23 protein-coding genes, 4 tRNA genes and 1 riboswitch are annotated in these 24,309 nt (G+C 39.6%); of the genes, 17 read left to right on the top strand and 10 right to left on the bottom strand.

Features of this window, described 5'->3' with window-relative positions:
- Positions 1-59: 59 nt before the first annotated feature.
- From ihfA to pheS, 3 genes are all read right to left on the bottom strand, one after another.
- The gene (gene ihfA / locus C9J45_RS19070) at positions 60-356 is read right to left on the bottom strand and encodes an integration host factor subunit alpha (protein WP_005367406.1); all 297 of its coding nucleotides are present in this window, start codon (positions 354-356) and stop codon (positions 60-62) included.
- A gap of 488 nt (positions 357-844) precedes the next feature.
- On the bottom strand, positions 845-3,232 hold the full coding sequence (pheT, locus tag C9J45_RS19065) for a phenylalanine--tRNA ligase subunit beta (RefSeq protein ID WP_107245333.1): 2,388 nt from the start codon (positions 3,230-3,232) through the stop codon (positions 845-847).
- 20 nt (positions 3,233-3,252) lie between these two features.
- Positions 3,253-4,236 (bottom strand): phenylalanine--tRNA ligase subunit alpha, encoded by a 984-nt coding sequence (pheS, locus tag C9J45_RS19060; RefSeq protein ID WP_005367402.1) that lies wholly within the window; start codon positions 4,234-4,236, stop codon positions 3,253-3,255.
- Between the two features lie 745 nt (positions 4,237-4,981).
- Between pheS and C9J45_RS19055 the strand changes: the two genes are divergently transcribed.
- From C9J45_RS19055 to C9J45_RS19045, 3 genes are all read left to right on the top strand, one after another.
- On the top strand, positions 4,982-5,227 hold the full coding sequence (locus tag C9J45_RS19055) for a phenylalanyl-tRNA synthetase subunit alpha (protein ID WP_107205855.1): 246 nt from the start codon (positions 4,982-4,984) through the stop codon (positions 5,225-5,227).
- 145 nt (positions 5,228-5,372) lie between these two features.
- Positions 5,373-5,630 carry a YiaA/YiaB family inner membrane protein gene (locus C9J45_RS19050; RefSeq protein ID WP_107205854.1) on the top strand — a complete coding sequence of 86 codons (258 nt, stop codon included), beginning with the start codon at positions 5,373-5,375 and terminating at the stop codon, positions 5,628-5,630.
- 14 nt (positions 5,631-5,644) lie between these two features.
- Positions 5,645-6,094, top strand: coding sequence for a hypothetical protein (locus C9J45_RS19045; RefSeq protein ID WP_107292878.1), 450 nt, complete (start codon positions 5,645-5,647; stop codon positions 6,092-6,094).
- Between the two features lie 99 nt (positions 6,095-6,193).
- On the opposite strand, the gene rplT is transcribed toward C9J45_RS19045, so the two are convergent.
- The 5 genes from rplT to yqfB form a co-directional block, all read right to left on the bottom strand.
- Positions 6,194-6,547 (bottom strand): 50S ribosomal protein L20, encoded by a 354-nt coding sequence (gene rplT, locus C9J45_RS19040; protein WP_005367388.1) that lies wholly within the window; start codon positions 6,545-6,547, stop codon positions 6,194-6,196.
- Between the two features lie 44 nt (positions 6,548-6,591).
- Positions 6,592-6,786 carry a 50S ribosomal protein L35 gene (gene rpmI, locus C9J45_RS19035; protein ID WP_005367387.1) on the bottom strand — a complete coding sequence of 65 codons (195 nt, stop codon included), beginning with the start codon at positions 6,784-6,786 and terminating at the stop codon, positions 6,592-6,594.
- A 99-nt stretch (positions 6,787-6,885) separates the two neighbouring features.
- Positions 6,886-7,437 carry a translation initiation factor IF-3 gene (infC, locus tag C9J45_RS19030; RefSeq protein ID WP_107205852.1) on the bottom strand — a complete coding sequence of 184 codons (552 nt, stop codon included), beginning with the start codon at positions 7,435-7,437 and terminating at the stop codon, positions 6,886-6,888.
- Positions 7,438-7,440: 3 nt separating this feature from the next.
- A complete protein-coding gene (gene thrS, locus C9J45_RS19025) occupies positions 7,441-9,372 on the bottom strand; it encodes a threonine--tRNA ligase (protein ID WP_107260677.1) in 1,932 nt (643 codons plus the stop codon).
- A 201-nt stretch (positions 9,373-9,573) separates the two neighbouring features.
- Positions 9,574-9,900, bottom strand: a complete 327-nt coding sequence (gene yqfB / locus C9J45_RS19015) for a N(4)-acetylcytidine aminohydrolase (protein WP_107205850.1) — start codon at positions 9,898-9,900, stop codon at positions 9,574-9,576.
- Between the two features lie 358 nt (positions 9,901-10,258).
- On the opposite strand from yqfB, the gene C9J45_RS19010 reads away from it, so the two are divergent.
- A complete protein-coding gene (locus C9J45_RS19010) occupies positions 10,259-11,128 on the top strand; it encodes a fructosamine kinase family protein (RefSeq protein ID WP_107205849.1) in 870 nt (289 codons plus the stop codon).
- Positions 11,129-11,358: 230 nt separating this feature from the next.
- The gene (locus C9J45_RS19005; protein WP_107205848.1) at positions 11,359-11,562 is read left to right on the top strand and encodes a CPXCG motif-containing cysteine-rich protein; all 204 of its coding nucleotides are present in this window, start codon (positions 11,359-11,361) and stop codon (positions 11,560-11,562) included.
- A 61-nt stretch (positions 11,563-11,623) separates the two neighbouring features.
- Here the strand turns inward: C9J45_RS19005 and C9J45_RS19000 are convergent, their stop codons facing one another.
- A complete protein-coding gene (locus C9J45_RS19000; protein ID WP_107205847.1) occupies positions 11,624-12,232 on the bottom strand; it encodes a riboflavin synthase subunit alpha in 609 nt (202 codons plus the stop codon).
- A gap of 294 nt (positions 12,233-12,526) precedes the next feature.
- Between C9J45_RS19000 and C9J45_RS18995 the strand changes: the two genes are divergently transcribed.
- From C9J45_RS18995 to thiD, 12 genes are all read left to right on the top strand, one after another.
- On the top strand, positions 12,527-13,162 hold the full coding sequence (locus C9J45_RS18995; RefSeq protein ID WP_107292877.1) for a riboflavin synthase subunit alpha: 636 nt from the start codon (positions 12,527-12,529) through the stop codon (positions 13,160-13,162).
- A 14-nt stretch (positions 13,163-13,176) separates the two neighbouring features.
- Complete coding sequence (locus tag C9J45_RS18990; protein WP_107205846.1) at positions 13,177-14,199, top strand: glycosyltransferase family 2 protein; 1,023 nt, start codon at positions 13,177-13,179, stop codon at positions 14,197-14,199.
- Entirely contained in the window at positions 14,192-14,572 is a 381-nt protein-coding gene (locus C9J45_RS18985; protein WP_005367375.1) for a GtrA family protein, read from the top strand. Before C9J45_RS18990 ends, C9J45_RS18985 begins: the two co-directional genes overlap by 8 nt.
- Positions 14,569-15,723, top strand: coding sequence for a hypothetical protein (locus tag C9J45_RS18980; RefSeq protein ID WP_107245340.1), 1,155 nt, complete (start codon positions 14,569-14,571; stop codon positions 15,721-15,723). The genes C9J45_RS18985 and C9J45_RS18980 overlap by 4 nt, the downstream gene beginning before the upstream one ends.
- A gap of 225 nt (positions 15,724-15,948) precedes the next feature.
- A complete protein-coding gene (locus C9J45_RS18975; RefSeq protein ID WP_107205844.1) occupies positions 15,949-17,319 on the top strand; it encodes an MATE family efflux transporter in 1,371 nt (456 codons plus the stop codon).
- Positions 17,320-17,411: 92 nt separating this feature from the next.
- Positions 17,412-18,494, top strand: coding sequence for a DUF3080 domain-containing protein (locus C9J45_RS18970; RefSeq protein ID WP_107292876.1), 1,083 nt, complete (start codon positions 17,412-17,414; stop codon positions 18,492-18,494).
- Positions 18,495-18,625: 131 nt separating this feature from the next.
- A complete protein-coding gene (locus tag C9J45_RS18965) occupies positions 18,626-18,886 on the top strand; it encodes a DUF5062 family protein (protein WP_005367367.1) in 261 nt (86 codons plus the stop codon).
- Between the two features lie 219 nt (positions 18,887-19,105).
- Positions 19,106-19,182 (top strand) — tRNA-Val (locus tag C9J45_RS18960).
- 38 nt (positions 19,183-19,220) lie between these two features.
- Positions 19,221-19,297 (top strand) — tRNA-Val (locus tag C9J45_RS18955).
- Between the two features lie 40 nt (positions 19,298-19,337).
- Positions 19,338-19,414: transfer RNA gene (locus tag C9J45_RS18950), tRNA-Val, on the top strand.
- A gap of 40 nt (positions 19,415-19,454) precedes the next feature.
- Positions 19,455-19,531: transfer RNA gene (locus C9J45_RS18945), tRNA-Val, on the top strand.
- A 266-nt stretch (positions 19,532-19,797) separates the two neighbouring features.
- Positions 19,798-19,898, top strand: a riboswitch (TPP riboswitch).
- 99 nt (positions 19,899-19,997) lie between these two features.
- Complete coding sequence (gene thiD / locus C9J45_RS18940; protein WP_107260710.1) at positions 19,998-20,843, top strand: bifunctional hydroxymethylpyrimidine kinase/phosphomethylpyrimidine kinase; 846 nt, start codon at positions 19,998-20,000, stop codon at positions 20,841-20,843.
- Between the two features lie 81 nt (positions 20,844-20,924).
- Here the strand turns inward: thiD and C9J45_RS18935 are convergent, their stop codons facing one another.
- Positions 20,925-24,185: a M66 family metalloprotease gene (locus C9J45_RS18935; RefSeq protein WP_107292875.1), complete on the bottom strand. Its 3,261-nt coding sequence runs from the start codon at positions 24,183-24,185 to the stop codon at positions 20,925-20,927.
- Between the last annotated feature and the right edge of the window lie 124 nt (positions 24,186-24,309).

The following is a 24,309-nucleotide window of genomic DNA, read 5'->3' as shown; positions in this document are numbered from 1 at the left end:
TAAAAAACCCAAGAGAATAAATTCACTTGGGTTTCGATTTGACTAAGCGTTAAACGGGCTTATTTAGGTACTTCTAATGTTTCTACACGTGCTTTTAGTTTCTGACCTGGACGGAAAGTGACTACACGACGCGCAGAAATTGGAATATCTTCGCCAGTTTTCGGGTTACGCCCTGGTCTCTCGTTTTTGTCTCGTAAGTCAAAATTACCAAAACCAGACAGTTTTACTTGTTCGCCATTTTCTAGAGCCTTCCTAACTTCTTCAAAGAAGACTTCCACCGTATCCTTGGCGTCCCGTTTGCTTAATCCAACATTCTCAAACAGGTTCTCAGCCAAATCGGCTTTTGTGAGCGCCATAGATAACTCCCTCAAGACTATGTTGAATGTATAGTAACAACACTGGCATCATTCCAATTTGTTACTGTGAATAAGGTTACGTTAATAAGGCTAATAACACCTATAGTTGGTGCTTGAAGAGATTAACATCTCAACTTCCTTATCAACTAGAGTCAAGTCTAAGCCAACTTGCTGATTTCCGCCAACTTTTTTACGTAAACTTCACGTTAATTTCTTAATATATTTTTGCTTCACACACTTTCCATTGTGCAATCAGTTGAAATAAAAACAAAACAGACCAACAATAAAATCATTTAAAAACAAACAGTTATCATCTTATATATTTTATAAAACATAGAAAAAGTAAAAAATATCTATTAATCAGAGTCTTATTAATTTTTTGGAGAAAGATCAAAAAAAAAGCAGCCGTTGCTGGCTGCTTTTAAAAAACAAGGAGTTAAACGCGTCAATATTTTGTAATTAACGCTATTAACTTTTATTGACGAGTCTTAGTCACGTAGTGATGCACCGAACTTTTCAGCAAGTGCAGCAACAATAGCTTCTACTGCTGATGCAATATCGGCTTCTTCTAATGTGCGCTCCGCTGATTGTAGCGTTAGTGCGATTGCAAGGCTCTTGTTACCTTCTTCAACGCCTTTACCCGTGTAAACGTCAAATAGGTTAACATCTGTCAGTAGCTCGCCACCGTTTTCACGACAAGCAGCAACAACATCACCAGCTAATACATCTTCGTTTACCACAACGGCGATATCACGACGGTTTGCAGGGAACTTAGATACAACTACCGCTTCAGGAAGCATACGAGTGTTAATTGCCGCCCACTCGATTTCAAACATGATTGTACGACCATTCAAACCGAACTTACGCTCTAGCTCTGGGTGTACAGTACCAATGAAACCAACTTCTTTGCCGTCAACAACGATTGCTGCTGATTGGCCAGGGTGAAGTGCTGGGTGTTTAGCGGCTTTGAAACTAAATGCTGCTTCATTAGCTGTTAGCTCAAGTACGGCTTCTACGTCACCTTTAAGATCAAAGAAATCTACAGTGTTAGTTGCAATATCCCAGTGCTCATCACTACGGTTACCTGCAATCACACCAGCAAGCATCATTTCTTGACGCATACCGTTTTCTGCTGATTGCTCAGGAACAAAACGTAAGCCCGCTTCAAATAGACGAACACGTGGTTGCTGACGCTTCTGGTTGAACACAACTGTATTTAGTAAGCCAGTCCACAAGCTTAAACGCATTGCTGACATATCTGCAGAAATTGGGAAAGGCAGAATCAATGGCTCAATTTCAGGCACGATAAGTTTTTGTTGCTCAGGCTCAACGAAGCTGTAAGTAATCGCTTCTTGGTAACCACGATCAACAAGCAGATCACGTACACGCTTAAGCGGAAGGTTCGCTTCTTTGTGTAAGTTCATGCTTAGTGCAGCAACTGGCGATTGATTTGGAATGTTGTTGTAGCCGAAGATACGACCCACTTCTTCCACTAAATCTTCTTCAATTGCCATGTCAAAACGCCACGCAGGTGCTGTTGCTTTCCAGCCAGCATCTGTAGTTTCAACGTCACAGCCTAGACGTGTTAGGATTTCAACCACTTCCTCAGAAGCAATTGAGTGGCCTAATAGACGGTCTAACTTAGTGCGACGAAGTTCAATCGTTGCAGCTTTTGGCAAATCAGCTTCTGATTCAGCTTCAACGATTGGCGCAACTTCACCACCACAAATTTCAACGATAAGTGCTGTTGCACGCTCCATCGCCTTCATTTGTAGTGTTGCATCAACACCACGCTCAAAGCGGTGTGAAGAATCAGTGTGTAGGCCATAGCTACGAGCACGACCACGGATAGCATCAGGAGCGAAGAATGCACACTCAAGTAGTACGTCTTTCGTCTCAGTGTTAACACCAGAGAACTCCCCACCGAAGATACCAGCAATCGCTAGTGCTTGCTTGTTATCAGCAATGACTAGGGTGTTGTCGTTAAGTTCAGCTTCGTTACCGTCAAGAAGTGTTAGTTTCTCACCTTGCTCTGCCATACGAACAACGATGCCACCGTCGATCTTAGCAAGATCGAATGCGTGCATTGGTTGACCCATTTCAAGCAATACGTAGTTAGTGATATCTACAATTGGATCAATTGAGCGTGTACCACAACGACGTAGTTTTTCTTGCATCCATAATGGTGTTTCAGCTTGAACATTAACATTACGAACAATACGACCAAGGTAACGTGGACATGCCGCAGGTGCTTTAACATCAATAGCAATAGTGTCAGCAGCTGTAGGTGCAACGATCTCAAATTGAGGCTCAGTGACTTCAGCACGGTTAAGTACGCCAACTTCACGAGCAAGACCTGCAATACTTAGACAGTCAGCACGGTTAGCAGTTAGATCAACGTCGATAGTAACATCGTCAAGACCTAGGAATTCACGGAAGTCAGTACCTAATACTGCATCCTCTGCAAGTTCCATGATGCCGTCAGATTCAACATCAATACCTAGCTCAGTGAATGAACAAAGCATACCGTGAGAAGGTTGACCGCGTAGTTTTGCTTTCTTAATTTTAAAATCACCAGGAAGCACAGCACCAACCGTTGCAACCGCAACCTTGATACCTTGACGGCAGTTAGATGCGCCACAAACGATGTCTAGAAGCTCTTCAGCACCTACATCCACTTTTGTAACACGAAGTTTATCTGCGTCTGGGTGTTGTGCACACTCAACCACTTGACCCACTTTAACGCCAGTGAATTCACCAGCAACTGCTTCAATACCGTCAACTTCCAGACCAGCCATTGTGATCTGGTGAGCTAGCTCTTCGCTGTTTACTGCAGGATTAACCCACTCGCGTAGCCAAGATTCAGAGAATTTCATAGATTTCTAGCCCCTAGTGCTTACTTAAACTGTTTTAGGAAACGTAAGTCGTTCTCAAAGAACGCACGTAAATCGTTAACGCCGTAACGAAGCATAGTTAGACGCTCAACGCCCATACCAAATGCAAAGCCTGAGTATTTCTCAGGATCGATGTTAACTGAACGTAGAACATTAGGGTGTACCATGCCGCAGCCTAATACTTCTAACCACTTACCATTCTTGCCTTTTACATCAACCTCAGCTGAAGGCTCTGTAAATGGGAAGAACGAAGGACGGAAACGTACTTCAACTTCTTCTTCAAAGAAATTACAAAGGAAATCGTGAAGAATACCTTTTAGTTGCGCAAAGTTTACGTTTTCATCAACTAACATACCTTCCACTTGGTGGAACATTGGTGTGTGAGTTTGATCGTAGTCATTACGGTAAACACGACCAGGAGCAATGAAACGGAATGGCGGTTGACCATTTTCCATTGTACGGATCTGAACACCTGATGTGTGCGTACGTAGCATTAGATCTGGGTTAAAGAAGAACGTATCGTGGTCGGTACGTGCTGGATGATCTTCAGCAATATTTAGCGCATCGAAGTTGTGGAAAGCATCTTCGATTTCAGGGCCAGCTTCAGTTGTAAAACCAAGCTCACCAAAGAAACTTTCAATACGCTCAATGGTACGTGTTACTGGGTGTAAGCCACCATTTTCAATACGACGACCAGGCAGAGAAACATCGATAGTCTCAGCCGCAAGCTTAGCTTCAAGCTCTGCACGTTGTAGGCCATCTTTACGCTCTACAAGGAGTGTTTGCACTGCTTGTTTCGCTTTGTTGATCTCTTGACCAGCAGTACGACGTTCTTCTGGTGGTAATTTACCTAGGGCTTGAAGTTGAAGAGTTAAGTGACCCTTCTTACCTAGGAATTGAACTCGGACTTCGTCCAGAGCGACTAATGAATCAGCCTGCTCAATAGCTGCCGTTGCGTTGGCAATAATCTCGTCTAGATGTTGCATCGTATCCTCATCCACCCACAGGTGGCGTCCTTAAGGGAGATATAAAATCGCGTATTGATACATACTAAAGAAAGCAGCGTCTAAATCCAAATTGAATCGTACTAAAAGCGCAAGTTTGGACGAAAAAAAAACGTCTTTATCAGTTGAACGGCAAAAATTGAGGATTTCAATCAATTAGCGCCTAACAATAAGAAAATCATTACATTGTATGAGCATTCCTATTTATCATTTTTTACGTATCAAACTTTCTCTACTGAGAGTAATTTTATTACGTCTTTTTTGAGGGAATAACAGTGGACATTAAAGATTTCACAGCACTATTAAAAATCTTAAGAGTCACATTACTGCTTTGTATTGCCCTCATAATCATGGCCAATATGGGTATGTTCTCTAGCATGCCTATTATGGTTTAAGAACCGTTAATAACTCAGTTTTATATAAACTCTATACATGTGCTGTATTACTTTGCTTTTAATGGTTTCTTTGTGGGATTTCTCATCTCTTTATTAATGAGTTTTAAACACACTAAAACACAGACCAAAAACTATATTCAGCAACATTGAGACCCTTTTATTTGTTAAATAAAAGCCAAAATTGATAACAAAATATCAATATAGATACGCAATCATTATCGTCGCTTTTTTTATACTTCTGACGATAAATAGTGAAATTAATTATCAAACCTGTTTTAAAATTACATTTTTCAGTGTAAATTATGATCAAAATCAAAGTTAGGAAGTCTCTGATGAACAATAAAGATCTAGCTGCACTATTAAAAATATCAACAATTGCAATGATCCTTTGCACCGCATTACTTGCTCTTGGTAACTACGGCCTAGCGCATTCAATGCCTATTAACTCAGCTGCAGGATTTAACATTGTTAACCTTGTATTCTTCATTGGTCTTAACGCTCTTTTAGTTCCATTCCTTGCGTTTCTATTTAAAACTCGTGCTCGCGCAAACAAGCAGCGTCGTATGATTAAAGCATAAGTTTTATTTTCTTTAATTTTTAAACCAGCACCTCTTTCTAAAGTGCTGGTTTTTTTATATCTGATAAAAATAAAATACACTGTTGAATTATTTAGCAATATCACATACCATAATCGAACACTGTTTTATTTAATTAGGATATAACATGAAAAAACAAGATAACTATTGGTTAACGTATGCTAAGGCTACTTTTGTCATTGCGACCATCGCAATGATCATTAGTATCGTCAAATTACCGGGCGATTTAATCGTGAAAGGCTATTACAGTATTTGTAGCTTATTTCTTGTCAGTGCAACGATCACTTTAAGTAAAGCTATTCGTGATGAATCTGAATCAAATCGTTTAATCAATCGAATAGAAGAAGCGAAAACAGCTAAATTACTTAATGAGCTCGATGAATAACATAGCTATCAGCCATGACGAATATTTCCTTCAAATACCTCTACTTTCAATATTCGCAATTAAAACAAGCCATAACAACATTGGAAGTAAAGAAGAGTCAGTTGCTTGAGGATGAAAAATGCCTCAAGCAGCAACTTACCGATGCTGATCAACATTTCTTAATGCTTATTAACAATCCACTACCAGAGCCTCACCCTTCTAGACCAAGAATATTAAAAGATAACCCTCAATTAAAACCTAAATGCACAAAGCCTATTCACCATGCTTTATTTGCATTAAGTAAACAGCAACAACAATTAAACAAAGATCTCATCAAACGACAAAAATATAAGGAGAAGACTAAACGTCTTTTAATTCTTTTTAAAAAAGCAATATCTAATGAAGCTTACTTAGATATGGAGCATAGAATGCAAATAGAACAATTGAGTTTACAGTTAGAGCTATTACTTGCAAGCCATCTATAAATCAATAGAGAAGTGAATATTTAGAAGAAATAAGTATGATATACAACGAAAAAAGGAGAGCCGAGGCTCTCCTTTTAACTTAAAAACTAAACTGAGAAATTACAGTGCAGCTTTTGCCTTTTCCACAAGAACAGTGAAAGTAGCTTTGTCGAATACAGCGATATCTGCAAGGATCTTACGATCGATTTCGATAGATGCTTTCTTCAGACCGTTGATTAGACGGCTGTAAGACATACCATTTTGACGTGCAGCAGCGTTGATACGTGCAATCCAAAGTTGACGGAAAGTACGTTTCTTCTGACGACGGTCACGGTAAGCGTATTGACCAGCTTTAGTAACAGCTTGGAAAGCTACGCGGTAAACACGTGAACGTGCACCGTAATAGCCTTTAGCTTGTTTAAGAACTTTCTTGTGACGTGCACGCGCTTGTACACCACGTTTTACGCGAGGCATAGGAGACTCCTAACTAAAATAATAAAATATAAAACTAAAAACGATTAAGCGAACGGAAGCATACGAGCAACTGCAGCCACTTCACACTTAGGAAGGATTGCATTTGGACGAAGCTGACGTTTGTTCTTAGTAGTACGTTTAGTCAGGATGTGACGCTTAGTAGCGTGCTTAAACTTAAAGCCACCAGCTGTTTTTTTGAAGCGCTTAGCTGCGCCACGATTTGTTTTCATCTTTGGCATGAGATGATAACTCCGCATTGTTGATAGTTAATAATCACAGTAATAGGGCGAACAAAAAGCGCTGCTTAAGCAGCGCTTTTAGCTACTTGAATGCCTTTATTACTTCTTCTTTGGGGCAAGCATCATGGTCATTTGACGACCTTCTACTCGATTAGGGAAGCTTTCACAAACCGCGATTTCTTCAAGCTCACTCTTAATACGATTTAGAAGTTCAATACCAATGCCTTGGTGGGCCATTTCACGACCACGGAAACGTAGCGTTACTTTACCCTTGTTGCCCTCTTCTAAAAAGCGAGTCAGGTTGCGTAGTTTTACCTGATAGTCGCCTTCGTCTGTACCAGGTCGGAATTTAACTTCCTTGATCTGGATTTGTTTCTGGTTTTTCTTTTGCTCTTTAGCAGCCTTGCTCTTCTCGAACAGGTACTTGCCATAGTCCATCACACGACAAACTGGTGGCTCGGCATTAGGGCTAATTTCAACTAGATCCACACCAGCGTCTAGAGCAACTTCCATTGCTTCATCAAGTGAAACAACACCAACTGATTCGCCATCAAGGCCAGTCAGGCGAACTTCACGTACGCCACGAATTTCTTCATTTAGACGATGCGCGTTTTGCTTAACTGGTGCTTGGGTTCTTTTTCCGCCTTTAATACCTTATTCCTCCACAATATTGAGCTTACGACTGCTAATTTCTTCTTGCATAAATGCAACAAGTTCATCAATCTTGAATTTACCCAAATCTTTACCCTTGCGAGTACGAACTGCTACAACGCCTGCTTCGACTTCTTTGTCGCCACAAACCAGCATGAAAGGTACTCGCTTCAAAGTATGTTCGCGGATTTTAAAGCCAATCTTCTCATTTCTCAAGTCCGCATTGACTCTAATTCCACATTTTTTCAATTTTTCTACAATTTCTTGCACATATTCTGACTGAGCATCAGTAATATTCATCACTACAGCTTGTTGAGGCGCTAACCATGTTGGGAAGAAGCCTGCATAATCTTCGATAAGAATACCGATGAAACGCTCTAGTGAGCCAAGAATTGCACGGTGAATCATAACCGGTGTGTGACGTTCATTATCTTCACCTACATAAGTAGCGCCTAAACGCTCTGGTAATGCAAAATCTAGCTGAACGGTGCCACACTGCCATGCGCGATCAAGGCAATCGTGAAGAGTGAACTCGATCTTAGGACCGTAGAACGCACCCTCACCTTCTTGAATTTCAAATGGAATTTCCATTGATTCAAGCGCGGTAATTAAGTCTGATTCAGCTTTATCCCACATTGCATCAGAACCTACACGTTTTTCAGGACGTGTTGATAATTTAACAACAATGTTGTCGAAACCGAATGTCTTGTAAGTATCATACACCATTTCGATGCAAGATGTAACTTCTTGTTGTACTTGAGCTTCTGTACAGAAAATATGCGCATCATCTTGGGTGAAACCACGTACACGCATAATGCCGTGAAGTGAACCTGATGGTTCGTTACGGTGACATGAGCCAAACTCAGCCATACGCAATGGAAGATCACGGTATGATTTCAGACCTTGATTAAAGATCTGTACGTGACCTGGGCAGTTCATTGGCTTGATAGCGTATTCACGGTTCTCAGAACTTGTTGTGAACATCGCATCTGCGTACTTATCCCAGTGACCAGAACGTTCCCAAAGCACACGATCCATCATTAGAGGACCTTTAACTTCTTGGTAATCGTATTCATTTAGTTTTTCACGAATGAATACTTCTAGCTCACGGAAGATAGTCCAACCGTTGTGATGCCAGAACACCATACCCGGTGCTTCTTGCTGCATATGGAACAGATCAAGTTGCTTGCCGATTTTACGGTGATCACGCTTAGCCGCTTCTTCTAAACGAGTAAGGTGTGCTTTTAATGCTTTTTTATCGTGGAATGCAGTACCGTAGATACGTTGAAGCATCTTATTGTCGCTATTACCACGCCAGTATGCACCCGCAACGCTTAATAGTTTGAAGTTTTGACAGAAGCCCATGTGAGGTACGTGTGGACCACGACACATATCAATGTATTCTTCGTGGTGGTAAAGACCTGGACGGTCATCACGCGCTACGTTCTCATCAAGAATTTCAATTTTGTAAGTTTCGCCGCGTGCATTAAATGCATCACGAGCTTCTTGCCAGCTTACTTTTTTCTTAACAACCTGGTATTTGGTTTTAGCAAGCTCAACCATGCGCTTCTCAATCACTTCAAGATCTTCTTGAGTTAGTGATTGCTCTAAGTCGATATCGTAGTAGAAACCGTTATCGATTGTAGGACCAATAGCCATTTTCGCATCTGGGTAAAGCTGCTTAATTGCATGGCCTAATAGGTGAGCACATGAGTGACGTACAATCTCTAAACCATCGACTTCATCTTTTGCAGTGATGATTTCAAGGCTTGCGTCGTTTTCAATTAGATCACATGCATCTACGCGTACACCATCAACACGCCCTGCGATCGTTGCTTTAGCAAGACCAGGACCGATTGAAAGTGCCACGTCCATAGTTGATACAGGCGCGTCGAATTGACGTTGACTACCGTCAGGAAGAGTAATTACAGGCATGAATAATGTCCTTTAACAGTGGTGCCACACACCAAGTAGCACATGTTGAATTTATAAAGCTTTCAGAAGCTTTTACGAATAAAAAACGCCTTACTTTCGATACCGCAATACTGAGCGGCACACTAAAAGAAAAGCGAGGCTGTACTATAGCAAACGGATTAAAAGGATTGCAAAGAATCCTCTTAAATTAATAACAATAATTTAGTCAACGAGGGTGTAACTAACAACGTACAGTTTTTCTATCCCAGGATAGATATCTTGTATAACGCTTTTAAGCACATCGAGTGTCATATTTTCTTGTTTAGCATGAAAATCATTTAGTTCAGAAAACAAGATAGGCTCTACCCTATCGATTTGTAAGGTACAAAATTCACGGCCATCTTCAAATGTGGAGACTTTTACTTGTGAACCTGGAACATAATGACTTTCAGACTCATCACGAATAGTGATTGTCTTTTTTCCTGAAAGAATATCGGCTTCAAAACGTTCAAAAAATGTCATGTCTGTTGGTATGATTTTCTGGTTCATATTTTATATCTTTTCCTAAAAGTAATGTGCTGTAGATTACCTGCATTCTCAACGTGAATACATTTTGTTTTGTAAGTATCTTTATCAATTAGTGTCTAATTACTTTTTATTGAATCGCCATCTAAGATTTACGCATATTTTTACGATGTGATTATTTTTTATTTAAAAAAGAAGAACATATATTTTATGCGGTGGTTTATTTTAATACTTTGTTTTTGTTGTTCTTTCTATCGTCTGAATTCTAAGTTTTTAAAAACAGTAACTAAAATCACACTGAGTTCACATTTCTTCACTCGATATATAGTCTAAGATGTTGATAGACAAGTTGTATACATAAGTTTCAGTGCGGAGGATGATTATGTGGCAAGCCATTTCTCACCAACTGTCAGATGTACTAGGTCGACCATTTAAGATTATTGAGCGACAAACGCTTGAAGGGGGCGATGTCAATGAATGCTATTGCGTTAGCGATGGTGATCAACGTTTTTTTCTCAAACTCAATGATAAAGAACAGCTCGTTGTCTTTGAAACTGAATCAGAAAGTTTACGTATTCTTAATGAAGCCAATTGTGTTCAAGTACCTCAGTATATCCATGTTGGTACATGCCGCGATAAATCCTTCCTCACACTGAATTATTTACCAACAAAAAAAGTCGATGATAATGCTGGTTATCAATTAGGTCAGCAATTAGCAAAACTGCATTTATGGGGTGAGCAAGCTGAATACGGTTTTGATTTTGATAATTATGTTGGTTTAACGCCACAACCTAACCGTTGGCATCGCCGGTGGTGTCGTTTTTTTGCAGAGCAACGTATCGCATGGCAATTACAACTATGTGAAGAAAGAGGCATTATATTTGGTAATATTGACATTATTACTAGCAATGTCATTAAACACTTAGTTAACCACCAGCCAAAGCCTTCTTTATTACATGGCGATTTATGGCATGGCAATACTGCTCTAACTGTATCTGGCCCAATTATTTTTGATCCCGCCACATACTGGGGGGATCGCGAATGTGATATTGCTATGACAGAACTGTTCGGTGGTTTCCCAAACAGCTTTTATAAGGGTTACAATTCAGTCTATCCTCTTCCCCCCGAGTATCAAGAGCGTAAAGAGCTTTATAACCTTTATCATATTCTTAATCACTGCATACTCTTTGGTGGCGAATATATGGGCCAAGCTGAATACATTATAGCCAAGCTTAATCTATTAGATGAGTAATTAAATTCTATGTATGTGTCGACGTAAGGTATGTATAAGCTTTTGCATATCTTTCGTCGTACATTAGTTTTCATTGATAGCTATTATCACCACAGTAAAATAAGTTTACCTGCAAACGCTTTTGCCAGCGTCTAGGCTATCAATAGTATTTTTAGTTATAGCGAATATTATCAACATAACCTAAATTAAATTTGCTGCTGATAACTGACTGCGAGTGAAGGAGTGCAATAATGAAAAACTATTCAGAACAAAGCGTTAGCTGTCCCCATTGTGGACAAATCATACGCATTGAATTAGATGCAAGCGCTGGTAGCCAAGAGTTTTATGATGATTGCTCTGCATGCTGTAATCCGATTCATATCAATATGCAGGTTGATGATCTCCACAAAACCATTAATTTATTTATCGATGCTGATGACGAGCAAATTTTTTAATACTAATTCCATGATCAATTAACTAGACCAGTTACGCTAAGCGGTCTAGTTAATCTCTCGTTTATGATTTTGCTGCCATTACACGCTCAACAGTATCAACTATCGCTTGGGTTTGAGGATCTATTTCAATATTAATCACATCACCAATAACACGACTTTTTAAATTTGTACGCTGTAATGTTTCAGGGATTAAATTCACATTGAAACGATTTTCGACCACATCACCTATGGTGAGGCTTATACCATCAATCCCTATATAGCCTTTAGTGAATACATACTTCATCTGTGCTTGCGGTAAAGTAAACCAGATCTGGTGATTATTTTCTGATGTAACAACATTAGATACTTCTGCTGTACACATAATATGTCCAGACATAGAGTGCCCACCGATTTCATCGCCAAACTTTGCTGCACGCTCAACATTGACGACATCACCTTCTTTAACTAAACCAAGATTAGTGATATTTAGTGTCTCTTGCATCAAATCAAATGACCACAAATCATCATTAATCTCCGCCACTGTCAGACAACAGCCGTTGTGAGCAACCGAAGCCCCTAGCTCTACATTACTTAATAAATTAGCAGGCATACGTATTACGTGAGTTTGAAAATCTTGTTTCTTACTAATCGAAATAATTTCTGCTGTTCCCTGTACAATTCCCGTAAACATAACGCTCCTAACTGAGTTAATAATTAACTTAGGCTGTTAATCAATATCTTGATTTTATAGCTCTTTTTTATAGAAAAACCATCAAATAAGCCAATATTTAAAAATGAGTATTCAATGTCTTACTTTTACTTTTCTTATACAGCATTGATTAACCTTTTCTATGTTATTTACCAATGACAATTAATTGTCAAAAAAACAACTTGGCAATGAAATCCATATCCCTTCTGGGAATAAAGTTATAAAGTGTATTCTTACAGCAATAAGATAACGAATACAAAATAATATAGGTATATTATGACTATTGATGTCGCTAATGATGCCATGCCAATAAACACTAAAAAAAACCATTCTTGTACAACATTACGTATTACGCTAATAACGTTAATTACGATCTTATCGTGTTATTATCTTTGGGTTTTATATAAAGCAGTAACCCCGAACGTAAGTATTGCGTATAAGGCGTATTACATTAAAACTCAGACTCTCTTTTGGCAGCCTAAAGAGCCTAACCTTGCTCTAAAGATTCCATCAGCGCTAGAACTTTCAACAAAAGTTCCCTATTTATCACGCGCAGGATGGAATGAAGACGCTGATAATGGTGCTCGATTACTAACAAGTACTGGCGGGTTTTATTTCACGCTTCCGCATAAGGTAAAGCAAAAGGTTAAAGTCAGTATCACATTAGCATCTTCACTATCCTCACCATTGCACTTTTCAGTAAACCAATGGCATGGCGTTTTTGCACCAACAAAACAATCTAATGTGTTTGATGCCATTATCCCAGCATCTGCATTTAAGTCTGGCGATACATTACAAACATTGCAGATAAAGGCATTAACACCGTTGGCATTTAAGTTGGTGGACTTTGCCTTTTTATCTAAAAATGATAGTCATCAAGCAACAATCGCGTCACCTTTTAATGATCAATAACTAAGGTAAATAATATGAATAATAACCTTAAAAATACAGACTATACCCTGTCACTTATCGTTCCTGTATATAACGAAGAAGTCGCTATTGAGCCATTTATTAACGAAATCAATAATAAGCTTTCCTCCATCCGCTCACATATTGATATTGTTTTCATTAATGACGGTAGTAAAGATAAAACACAGTCTGTAATTGAAGCTCAAATAGCCAAAGATGATTCAATTAGCTTAATCAACTTCGCTCGTAATTTTGGCAAGGAAGCAGCCATGACCGCAGGCCTTAATTACGTAAAAGGTGATGCTGCTGTGATTTTAGATGTTGATTTACAAGACCCACCAGAACTGATCCTTGAATTTGTCCAATTATGGCAAACAGGGGAATACGATACAGTTTATGGTGTTCGTGTTGACCGTTCACAAGATACTTTGTTAAAGCGTGTGACTGCAGGCGGTTTCTATCGTTTCTTCAACTTTTTATCTGCAGAAACAATCTTACCCGAAAATGTCGGTGATTTTCGTCTCATTGACCGATGTGTTATTGAAGCAGTAAAACAATTACCTGAACGTAACCGCTTTATGAAAGGTTTATTGGCTTGGTCTTCATTCCGCTCAATCGGCGTCGATTTTCAGCGTCCTGAGCGAAATGTTGGTGATACTAAATTCAACTATTGGAAGTTATGGAACTTCGCAATGGATGGTATTACAAGTTTTACTGCTTGGCCTCTACGTGTCTGGGGGTTTGTTGGTTTTGGTATCTCGTGTTTATCTTTTACCTTTTTAATGTATGTATTAGTCAGTACTGTTTTCTTTGGTATTCATACACCAGGGTACGCATCAACCATTTCCGTTGTTCTGTTCCTTGGGGGGATTCAATTAATTTCATTAGGCGTAATTGGTGGCTATATCAGCCGCATTTATACCGAACTAAAGCAGCGCCCTATTTACCTTGTTGAAGGTGTCTATGGGAAATATAGTGAAAAAAACACACAACCTCTTGTTACAGAGACAGAAAAAGAGTTAGAAACCATCAATGAATGAGTCATTTTTAAAGCACTTTTGGCAATTAAATCGATTTGCAATTATTGGCTTACTTGCAACAGCCGTACACTTGTCTGTTGTTAGACTATATTTTTTCCAAATCCAAGATCCATCAGAATACAGTGCCAACGTGATCGGTTTTAGTATTGCTTTTTTAGTGTCTTACTTTGGACATCGCCACTTTACGTTTGGACAGAAAGGATCATTTTTAAAATTTTTGGCCGTATCATTGATGGGCTTTTTTATTAACAATTTAATCCTTGCTTCATTGTTGAAATCTGCAATGTTCTCAGGTTGGCTGGCGGTAACAATATCAACCCTTTGCGTACCTGTAATTACCTTCATCTTGGCTAAATTTTGGGTGTTTAAATGACTACATTAAGCTTACCTTCAATCAAAATTAGTCAACAAGAATGGCTGACCATTATATTTGCCGTTATTGTGAGTCGCACCGTTATCTACTGTTTAGGTTTATGGGGAGTAGCCGAGTTTGCTTCTGGACATTATGCTGAACAGCCTTTATTGCAAACTATTTGTCGCTTTGACTGTGTCTGGTTTTATCGGATCATCGAAAATGGCTATGATTTAGTGCCACAATGGCTAAGTCAAAAGAATGCGGCTAACTGGGCATTTATGCCTCTACAGCCCTTTATTGGTTGGATTTTTTCAAAATTTTTCTTTTTTGAAAACCCAATTAACAATGCCCGCTTAGGTTTAGTCATAGCGTCAAACTTAGCGTTTTTATTCAGCCTGCCGATTATTTTAATGGCGTTAAAGCAGCTTAATTTCAGCAAAGCAACGCAGTCTGCTGCTATCTGGTTATTGTGCTTTTCACCTTATACTGTGTATTCAACTGCAGGCTATACCGAACCGCTCTTCATTGTTTTCGTGACTGGTGTATTCCTGTTTAGTTATCGCCAACAATGGGGATGGGTCGCTATTTTAGGTCTATTAGCCGCTATTACCCGTAACCTTGGAGTGTTCTTGGTTTTTCCTGTACTCATTATTGCGATTCAACACTACGGTATAAATAGCTTTTTTCGCTTAAAAACCCCGGCACTGAAAGCAATTTCAGCCATATGGGTGATCCCTTTCGGCTTTTTCACCTATATGGCTTATCTCTACTTTCATGTAGGTGATGCGCTGGCTTTTGGACACATCCAAATTGCATGGGGACGTCAATTAACCAATCCGTTTCACTGGCTCCTCTATGGTTTTGAAACAGGCGGCCCTAAGCTTTACTTAGCCATCATGGCGATACTCGCGTTTATACTAAATATCTATTTGGTCGCGCGTAAATACTACGCTGAAGCCATATTTATGTTCATTTGTTTGATATTACCGCTGTCATCAAATTTAAATGCGATGCCTCGTTATGCGTTTGGGTTGTATCCAACCTTTTTTGGCTTACTTTTACTTATTGAACGTTATCCGAATATTAAAACACCAATGCTATGTGTCTTTAGTGCAGCAAGTACTTTTATCGCGATTGGCTTTTACAGCCATATGATGTTTACGGTTTAACTTTCTCGATAAAACAGCAGCTTAATGAGTAAACACTATCTACTAAGCTGCTGTTATTCCCACCCCAAAGCAATAATTATGTAAATTGCCAATATTCTGTTTTGGTTATACGCCTTTTGTTTATATAATCCTGAAAAATCATTGGCAGTACAAAATAGAATGCCATAGAAGCATTTTAATACTTGACTCCTCCCCTTTATATTCCTCTTTTTGGAGCCAAAAATAGTGCATAACTATAAAAAAGAAACCGCGCAGCTTATAAAGCTTGCCGTGCCTGTGCTCATTGCCTCTGTTGCACAAACATCGATGGGCTTTGTTGACACAGTGATGGCGGGTAGTGTCAGTGCGACTGACATGGCAGCCGTTGCTGTTGCTGCAAGTATTTGGTTACCTTCTATCTTATTTGGTGTTGGTTTACTTATGGCACTTGTGCCCGTGGTGGCACAACTTAGCGGCTCAGGTAAAAAAGAGCGTATTCCGTTTGAAGTTCAACATGGCTTCTACCTTGCGATCTTAATATCCATCCCAACCATGTTGATATTGTATAACGCGGGTTCTTTAATCCATTACATGAATGTAGAGCCTGTATTAGCAGAAAAAACGGTCGGTTACTTATATGCCGTACTTTTTGCTGTACCTGCTTTTTTGTTCTTCCAAACTCTAAAGAGTTTTTCTGAAGGTTTATCTTTTACCATTCCAGGCATGGTGATCGGCTTTTTAGGCTTACTGGCCAATATCCCACTAAACTGGGTTTTCGTTTACGGAAAGTTTGGAGCGCCTGAATTAGGCGGGATCGGCTGTGGTGTGGCAACAGCTATCGTCTATTGGTTCATGTTTTTTGCGTTACTAGCGTATGTCTTAATTAATAAACGGTTAAAGAGTGTTGGGGTATTTAGCACATTTTATCGCCCTCAATTAAAAGCGCTTTCACGTTTATTTAAACTAGGCTTTCCCGTTGCAGCTTCGCTATTCTTTGAAGTTTCACTGTTTGCTGTTATTGCCTTACTGATTTCACCATTAGGCCCAAATAAAGTAGCGTCGCATCAGATAGCGATGAACTTCTCATCACTGGTGTATATGCTGCCAATGAGTATTGGTGCAGCGGTGAGCATTCGTGTTGGCCACAAAATGGGACAACAAGATATTGATGGTGCACGTATTGCAAGCCATTGCGGTTTAATTGTCGGTACGGCTTTAGCTATTTGTACCGCTATGATGACGGTTATTTTCCGCGAAGACATTGCCGAGCTCTATACTCATAATCCACAAGTCATCGTGCTTGCTGGGCAATTATTACTACTTGCAGCGATCTATCAATGCAGTGATGCCGTTCAGGTTGTTGCTGCAGGTGCGTTACGTGGTTATAAAGATATGCGTGCCATTTTCTTTTGTACATTCATCGCTTACTGGCTAATAGGACTACCATCAGGTTACGTCTTAGGCCTAACAAACTGGATTGTGCCAGCAATGGGCCCGCAAGGTTTTTGGATTGGTTTTATTCTCGGCTTAACTGCGGCAGCCATTATGCTTGGTTGGCGAATACACCATGTGCATAAACTTGATGCTGAAAAGCAACTTGAAATGTCATACCGATAACACAAAAAGGCGATCATCAGATCGCCTTTTTTGATCTAATATTGATAATAATCAGTATGATGAATATTCACTTAATGCTTTAAGAGACGCCTATGCCTTTATCTATCTCTACTTTCCTTCATAGACTGTCTCTACTACTGATCATCTCAATATTGTTGATAAGCTGTAAAAACAATAACAATGAAGACGCCTTTGATACCTATCATCAGCGTCTGGCTAATGTACTCGATATAGACAAAACCCCCTTTCCTGAAACGCCCTTACAACTTTTACCCGCGAAACGAGAGCTTATTCAGCCTTTAGCGGATATTAGAATTGGTCTACTTGATGCCTATGAATTACGGCAATGTGGCTTATTCCAATTGATTGCAGAGCGAAATTCGATTTTGGGTAAAGTTCAAGATAAAACCCGCGGTCTCCGCTATGAACTTTTACTATTAGATGGGCTACAGTATTGTTTAGAAACACTGCCTAAAGACTCTGATTTATTAACCGAGCTAGCACCTATTTATCAGCAAAAGAAACAGCAGCTCCCATTGGTTTTTTGGAACACGCTTTTTACTGGAGAAGAATGGCGTAAACAGTTAACGCTAGGCCATCATCTACTTGAAAGTAATCAAACCACTCAATTTAACGCTAGCCTAAGCGCATTTAGCTATATCAATAATTTACTTTCAAATAGCATCAAACGCTCAAATAACATCACTGCACCTTATTCTAACAAGGATAAATATCAGGATCTTTTTGAGCACCAACAACAAATTTATAATAGCCGATATATTGGTGATCTTTTCTATTCAATGCAGCGCACCACAACATTGCTGAACACAATTACAGAACAACTTACTCAGTCACAAGATGCAATTTTGTGTGGCAAAAATATGAATCAGCAAAAAGCACAATATCTTCGTAATGTTTTCTATAAGTTTTATGTTCCAACTATCCAGCCTTATTTATCAACACTTGATTCACAATATCGACAAATACAGCCCGTTTTACAGCAGATACTTCAACAATTGAATCAACCGAATATTCACCTCTCCTCACCGATGCAAACCTATATAGCATTCTATGTTGATGGCGATCTGTATCAGCAATTTCATGAAGCCACATTAGCGCACGTTAAATTCTGGCAACGTCTGTTTAAACAATGTAAATTCAAAGTTGGACAATAACTTTATTCTAATTTGATAGAATAACTTTGCTTCAAAAATTTGAGCTTTAAACTAAAATTTAAACTCAGCTTCTACAGTCGCGAAGACAATAAATTTGTATATATTTTCGCTAAGGGATATAGGAGATACGCATGAAGAAAACCAAGAATGAAGCAAAACTTCTCAAAAAAGCATTAGAAATAGGCTTTGCATTCGCGAAAAAACAAGGTTTTGGCGATTTAGACCGCAGTGTTGGCTCTACCGACCGTGTTGAGTGTATTTATCGCTTACTGGTTGATTGTAAACAAATCACTCCTCTTGCCGTGGATCAAGAGGACGGCGTTCATATGAAACATAAGCTGGTTTTATGGATCAGCCGCTTACTTCCGCCCGATCACGAACTTTTAAACTAACCTATCTGCTTGTGTAGCGCACATTCTGTTGCGCTACACATTACATTTAATTGGCAATGCCCTACTTAAAAATATGACTTCGACTATTTCATCACCATAATTTTATTAAAACTGGCTATTGTGCAAGCAAACGCACTGAATTTACTAAAAAATCCAACTTTAATACTTGCCTCGTTACAAGTGACTCGCTAATATGCTTGTCGTTCAGTAGAACATATTACGAGCGTAGCTCAGCTGGTTAGAGCGCTACCTTGACATGGTAGAGGTCGGTGGTTCGAGTCCACTCGTTCGTACCAATTTATGATTAAAACCAGAAATCATAAATATACAATTTGCGTCTGTAGCTCAGCTGGTTAGAGTACTACCTTGACATGGTAGGGGTCGGTGGTTCGAGTCCACTCAGACGCACCAAATATTATGAAGTGATTCACACTTAATCAGTTCATCTTATACGAGCGTAGCTCAGCTGGTTAGAGCGCTACCTTGACATGGTAGAGGTCGGTGGTTCGAGTCCACTCGTTCGTACCAATTAATGATTTAAACCAGTAATCATTAATTAACACGATTTGCGTCTGTAGCTCAGCTGGTTAGAGTACTACCTTGACATGGTAGGGGTCGGTGGTTCGAGTCCACTCAGACGCACCAAATTTAAACAAAAAGCCTGCTTAAAAGCAGGTTTTTTTGTCCTCAAATATAAAGTCTATTCTTTTTTAAACTTGTTCCCATTTCGTTATTACCCACTAAAACAACGCCGACTTTCCACCGCTATTTCATAACTAAAAAGTAAACCAAACCACGTAATTTATGTATTCAAAACACAATACCTCATACGAGTACATTTTCGGTTATAAGCTGATGTAACCCCTTATTTTATAAGTACGTGACAACAAAACGTTTATCTATTAGGATTTGAGAGTTAGTCGGGGGGCATTATGCTGAGATCACAATTTAAGTGGGACCCGTTGAACCTGAACCAGTTAACACTGGCGGAGGGAACTAAATAAACAATATTCGTATTGTTTAGCCAAGTTATCACTGGATCTCATCACTTCACATCAACCGATCCTTTCAGACTTGGCACCGGTTCCTAACGCGTAATTAGGAATCTGTTATGTCATCACACACCAATAATACATCCCATGTTACAACGCCTATCGTTTTAACTATTGCTGGCTCTGACAGTAGTGGTGGCGCGGGTATTCAAGCCGATATCAAAGCTATTTCAGCAACTGGTGGCTATGCTTGTTCGGTGATCACTGCAATTACGGCGCAAAACACCCAAGGTGTTAGTGGTATTCTTCCTATTCCTCTTGTGATGATAGAACAACAGTTAGATGCTGTTTTTACCGATCTCAACATTCAAGCCGTTAAAATAGGCATGCTTGCCGATAGTGACATCATCACGCTAGTTGCGAACAAAATAAAAGAGTACAAGCCACGCTATCTTGTGATTGATCCCGTTATGGTTGCCACCAGTGGTGACTTATTATTACAACAGTCAGCCATTAGTACATTAAAACAAAAACTACTTCCATTAGCTGATCTCATCACGCCTAATTTACCTGAAGCCGCTGCGCTGACAAACAGCGAGATCCCACACAATCATACAGATATGTTGGGATTAGTCAGCAAACTGCGTGACATACAAACAAAAGCCATACTGCTTAAAGGTGGGCACCTAGAAAGTGATTCAGAAAGTAATGATTTATTGATATTAAGTGACGATATTATCGAGCTAAAAACAAAACGTATTGATACCCACAATACCCATGGTACTGGCTGTACCCTCTCTTCAGCTATTGCTTCTTACCTTGCTCAAGGTCATTCGATCGAACAAGCAACACAGCGTGGCAAAGAATATATTACCTCTGCCATTTCAGCCGCTGATCAGCTCAATATTGGTCGTGGTCATGGCCCTGTGAATCATTTTTTCACTCATGATCCAAATAGAGCGTAATAAGTGGAATATCATATAGCCTGATATAAAAAAGCGGTGATTTTACTCACCGCTTTGATTTATATAGTAAATATTATGTGATTACAGTTTTGTCCAAGCATCTTGCCAATAAGCACTGCTTGCTGGGGCATAAGAAGCACTTGAGCACCAACCTGAATTAGGCCACGGTTTACATTGATATAACTGCTCATCGCTAGCACGAACAATATCCCCTTGTTGGTAAACTGTGCCCGCTTGATACGTTGGATATTCTCCCGGCGCAGGTGGCGTCACTTCTGGTTTGACTGAGGTACAACCTTCGGTTGCAATTTGTTTCCAAACACCCCACTCACCCGTTGTTCCCGGCTCTTCACCTTTTGTCCACCAACCTGCTAGCCATACCACACCGTTGTGGCTGACTTCATCTCCTGCAACATAAATACTTTGTGCACTCCATGTGTTTTCGCACACTGCGCTACCTTCAACCGTCACAACACGTTGCGCTTCTGTGGTTTGTTGTGCGCTGTCAGTAATACGGTAATTCAAAGTGTAGTTACCAGCTAGGCTCGTATTGACTTCACCTTTGATAATAATATTGGCCGTTATGTCGCCATCTTCTGCATCTTTTGCGGTAATACCTGTTTTTGCATCAAAGGTATCACCGAGTTGAATAGTCGTATCGCTAATCCCTTCTAACACAGGTTTTGCACTAAACACTTCAACTTTACGCGCAACAACAGATTCACTTAAAGCACTGTCATAAGCTTTGTAAGTTAGCGTGTAATGACCCACTTTATTGGTATCAACAGTACCTTCAACCACGATAGAGGCAGTGACATCACCATCGTAATCATCTGTCGCTGTTACTCCTGCAAGTGGCGCAAATAAATCACCATGTGCAACAACAATATCGTCAACACCTGTGATAACGGGTGCTTTTCCTGCCTCCGTTGTCACAATACTTGCTTTTAACGACGCTTTTGCCGGCACTATATCCATTGTATTTAATACTTCACCACCACAGCTAACTTCTGCGCGGTATGGTTTCAGTGCACTTTCAATATTGATGTGAAAACGGTTCATGTGACCATCTTGCAAACGACGGTTATACAGGTTAAACGTTTTGGTGCCACCGTTTTGCGTCAACACATCCAACTGACATGTTGAAGCCGTGAAGTTATCAAGGTAAACATTACCGTATGCACCATGCAGAGCTGGGTAGATGTAGCTTGGTAGTGTTTTCTGTGGATCGTAATACCCTACCAAGGTTGTTACCTGTACGCCTTGCTTGTATGGGATAAGATCAATATTACCGCCCAGTGTTGAGTTTTCTTCTAATACCCACTGTCCATTGGCGTAAGTGAACGCATATTTTTTGTCACGCTCTAATGTAAAACTTTGATCATTATAATGAATATTGGTATTCCATAGCGATGTCACTTGAACAAGTGCTGTTTTACCTTCAAACGCTATATCGCTTGGCAGGTGAACATTACCAATCCATGCGTGGTTTTTCACTAAGACATAAACAAGATCATTTTTTTCAAATAGCTCATAAAACTTGTGACTTTCTGGACCAAATTCATCAGGCCCTAAGCTTTCATTCGGACTAACAACAACAGAGATCGCTAAATCATCAACCACTGAATGCGTCCATGGCTTCATCACTTGTTCTACATGATCCCACTTGCTATAACCTGTTGGGGACTCTGGATCAAAATTCGCTTTATTTTCTACGAAATCTTGAAACACACTCAGCTCATACGGTGCATGTAATGTGTATGCATTGTATTTAGGGTAAAGCGGTTGACCGCCAGACATGGTACCAAAACCAAAACTGTGTCCTTCAAAAGGTGCAACACATTCCCCTTCGTAGCATGACTCTTGATTCGTCACCCCTTTAGTGAAATTAGGAATAAAGATATTTTTATAAACATCCCACCCCCATGTAGAGTTCACTTCAGTAGAACTTTTGTGAATTGCTCCCGTAAAGCCACCAGGATAATGTGCACCGACTCCTAATTCGTGACCTACTTCATGACTAAATTCGTTACCCGTTGAACTCACGACAGAAGCTACACCTGCGTAAGAGCCCAACATACCGTGTGCAATTAAACCATCAGTATAATTACCAATTGAGTTATTCACAGTCACTTGCGTTGCATGGTATGGCGCTTCAATGTTCCACTGACTTGCAGGACGTACTTTTGATGAATTCACACCATAGTTAGCACTGTTAATACCTGAAGAGATCAGTTCACGTGCAATACGGTAATGTGAATCACTGCCGTAACCGTCTGCATCACTAGGATCAACACCTTGAAGTAAGCGACCATCAGGCAAAATGATCTCTTTAAGATGCACGGCTTCATAAGGGTTAACGATCAATTTACTGATCTGAAGACTTTGGAAATATTGACGGTGTAATTCTGGATCATCGATAAAGATAAATTGATCTCTTGGCTCTGTTAATAAACCAATATCGATTGTATTTAAGATCATACTGGTATTAGCACCGATCTTAATATCTGAAACCGTCCCTTCTTTCTTATTTCCACTGGTGAAAGTTAAGCTTAAACCCAGTTTAACGGCTTCTGCTGGAAGTACGGCAGAGTAAGCTTTATCGCTATATGAAATTCGGCTGATTGCCATATCCGACTCACCATACCAAACACCATCAATATTCTGATAGGTAAATTGGTTACCACGGCTGATCGTATCTCTGCCTTGTGTATATTCAATTTGAGAGTTGTAGCCAGCATCTGAAATAAAGGTGATCTTCTTATTATTAAAGCTTTTATCATCAGGCAAAATAAAATGCCCCGCCCAATGACCATCTCCAGTTTTAACTAAAACTGTATCGTGCTGATCAAGTAGTGCTTTAAAATGTGTTGTACCCGCTTCGCCAGAGATGTCATGAAGATCGCTATTGCTAGTAATAGTTAGAGAGAACTGCGATGGCTTCGTTATCTCAACATACTTGTCAAGCTTACCCGCCACTTGTGGCAACTGTTGTGGTTGACGCATCACCGTGTGATAAACCACGTCGTTTTGTTTATTTTTAGCAGTAACAGTGACAACTTCGTCTTGCTCTAACATATCTGCGTGAGGTTCAAACAGCACCAATGTACGACGAAGAGAAACAAGATGTGGTTGGCGATCATTTTCAATCTTATTGCTCGTTTGCATGATCACGCTTTGAGCAACACTAACACTACCTTGCAGTGTGCCTTGAGTGTCTGATGGCAACGCTTTTTTATTAAAATAAAGTGTTTCTGGTACTGTGGATCCGATTGTTTCTGCTTGTCCATATTGCGCCATAAGCAATACTGGCAATAGGCTGACTAAATACTTCTTTTTCATTATTTTCGCACAATGTTAATAATATGTATTTGGCGAAATATAAACAATAACAATACAATTTAGAATTAATTTATCTATTTGATTTGTAATAATTTATTATTAGATAAACCGTCAAAAACACCAC

Source organism: Photobacterium sp. GB-1, from assembly GCF_003026165.1.
Classification (GTDB): domain Bacteria; phylum Pseudomonadota; class Gammaproteobacteria; order Enterobacterales; family Vibrionaceae; genus Photobacterium.
Note: the sequence above shows the minus strand (reverse complement) of the source record. Positions and strands in the feature narration are given on the sequence as shown.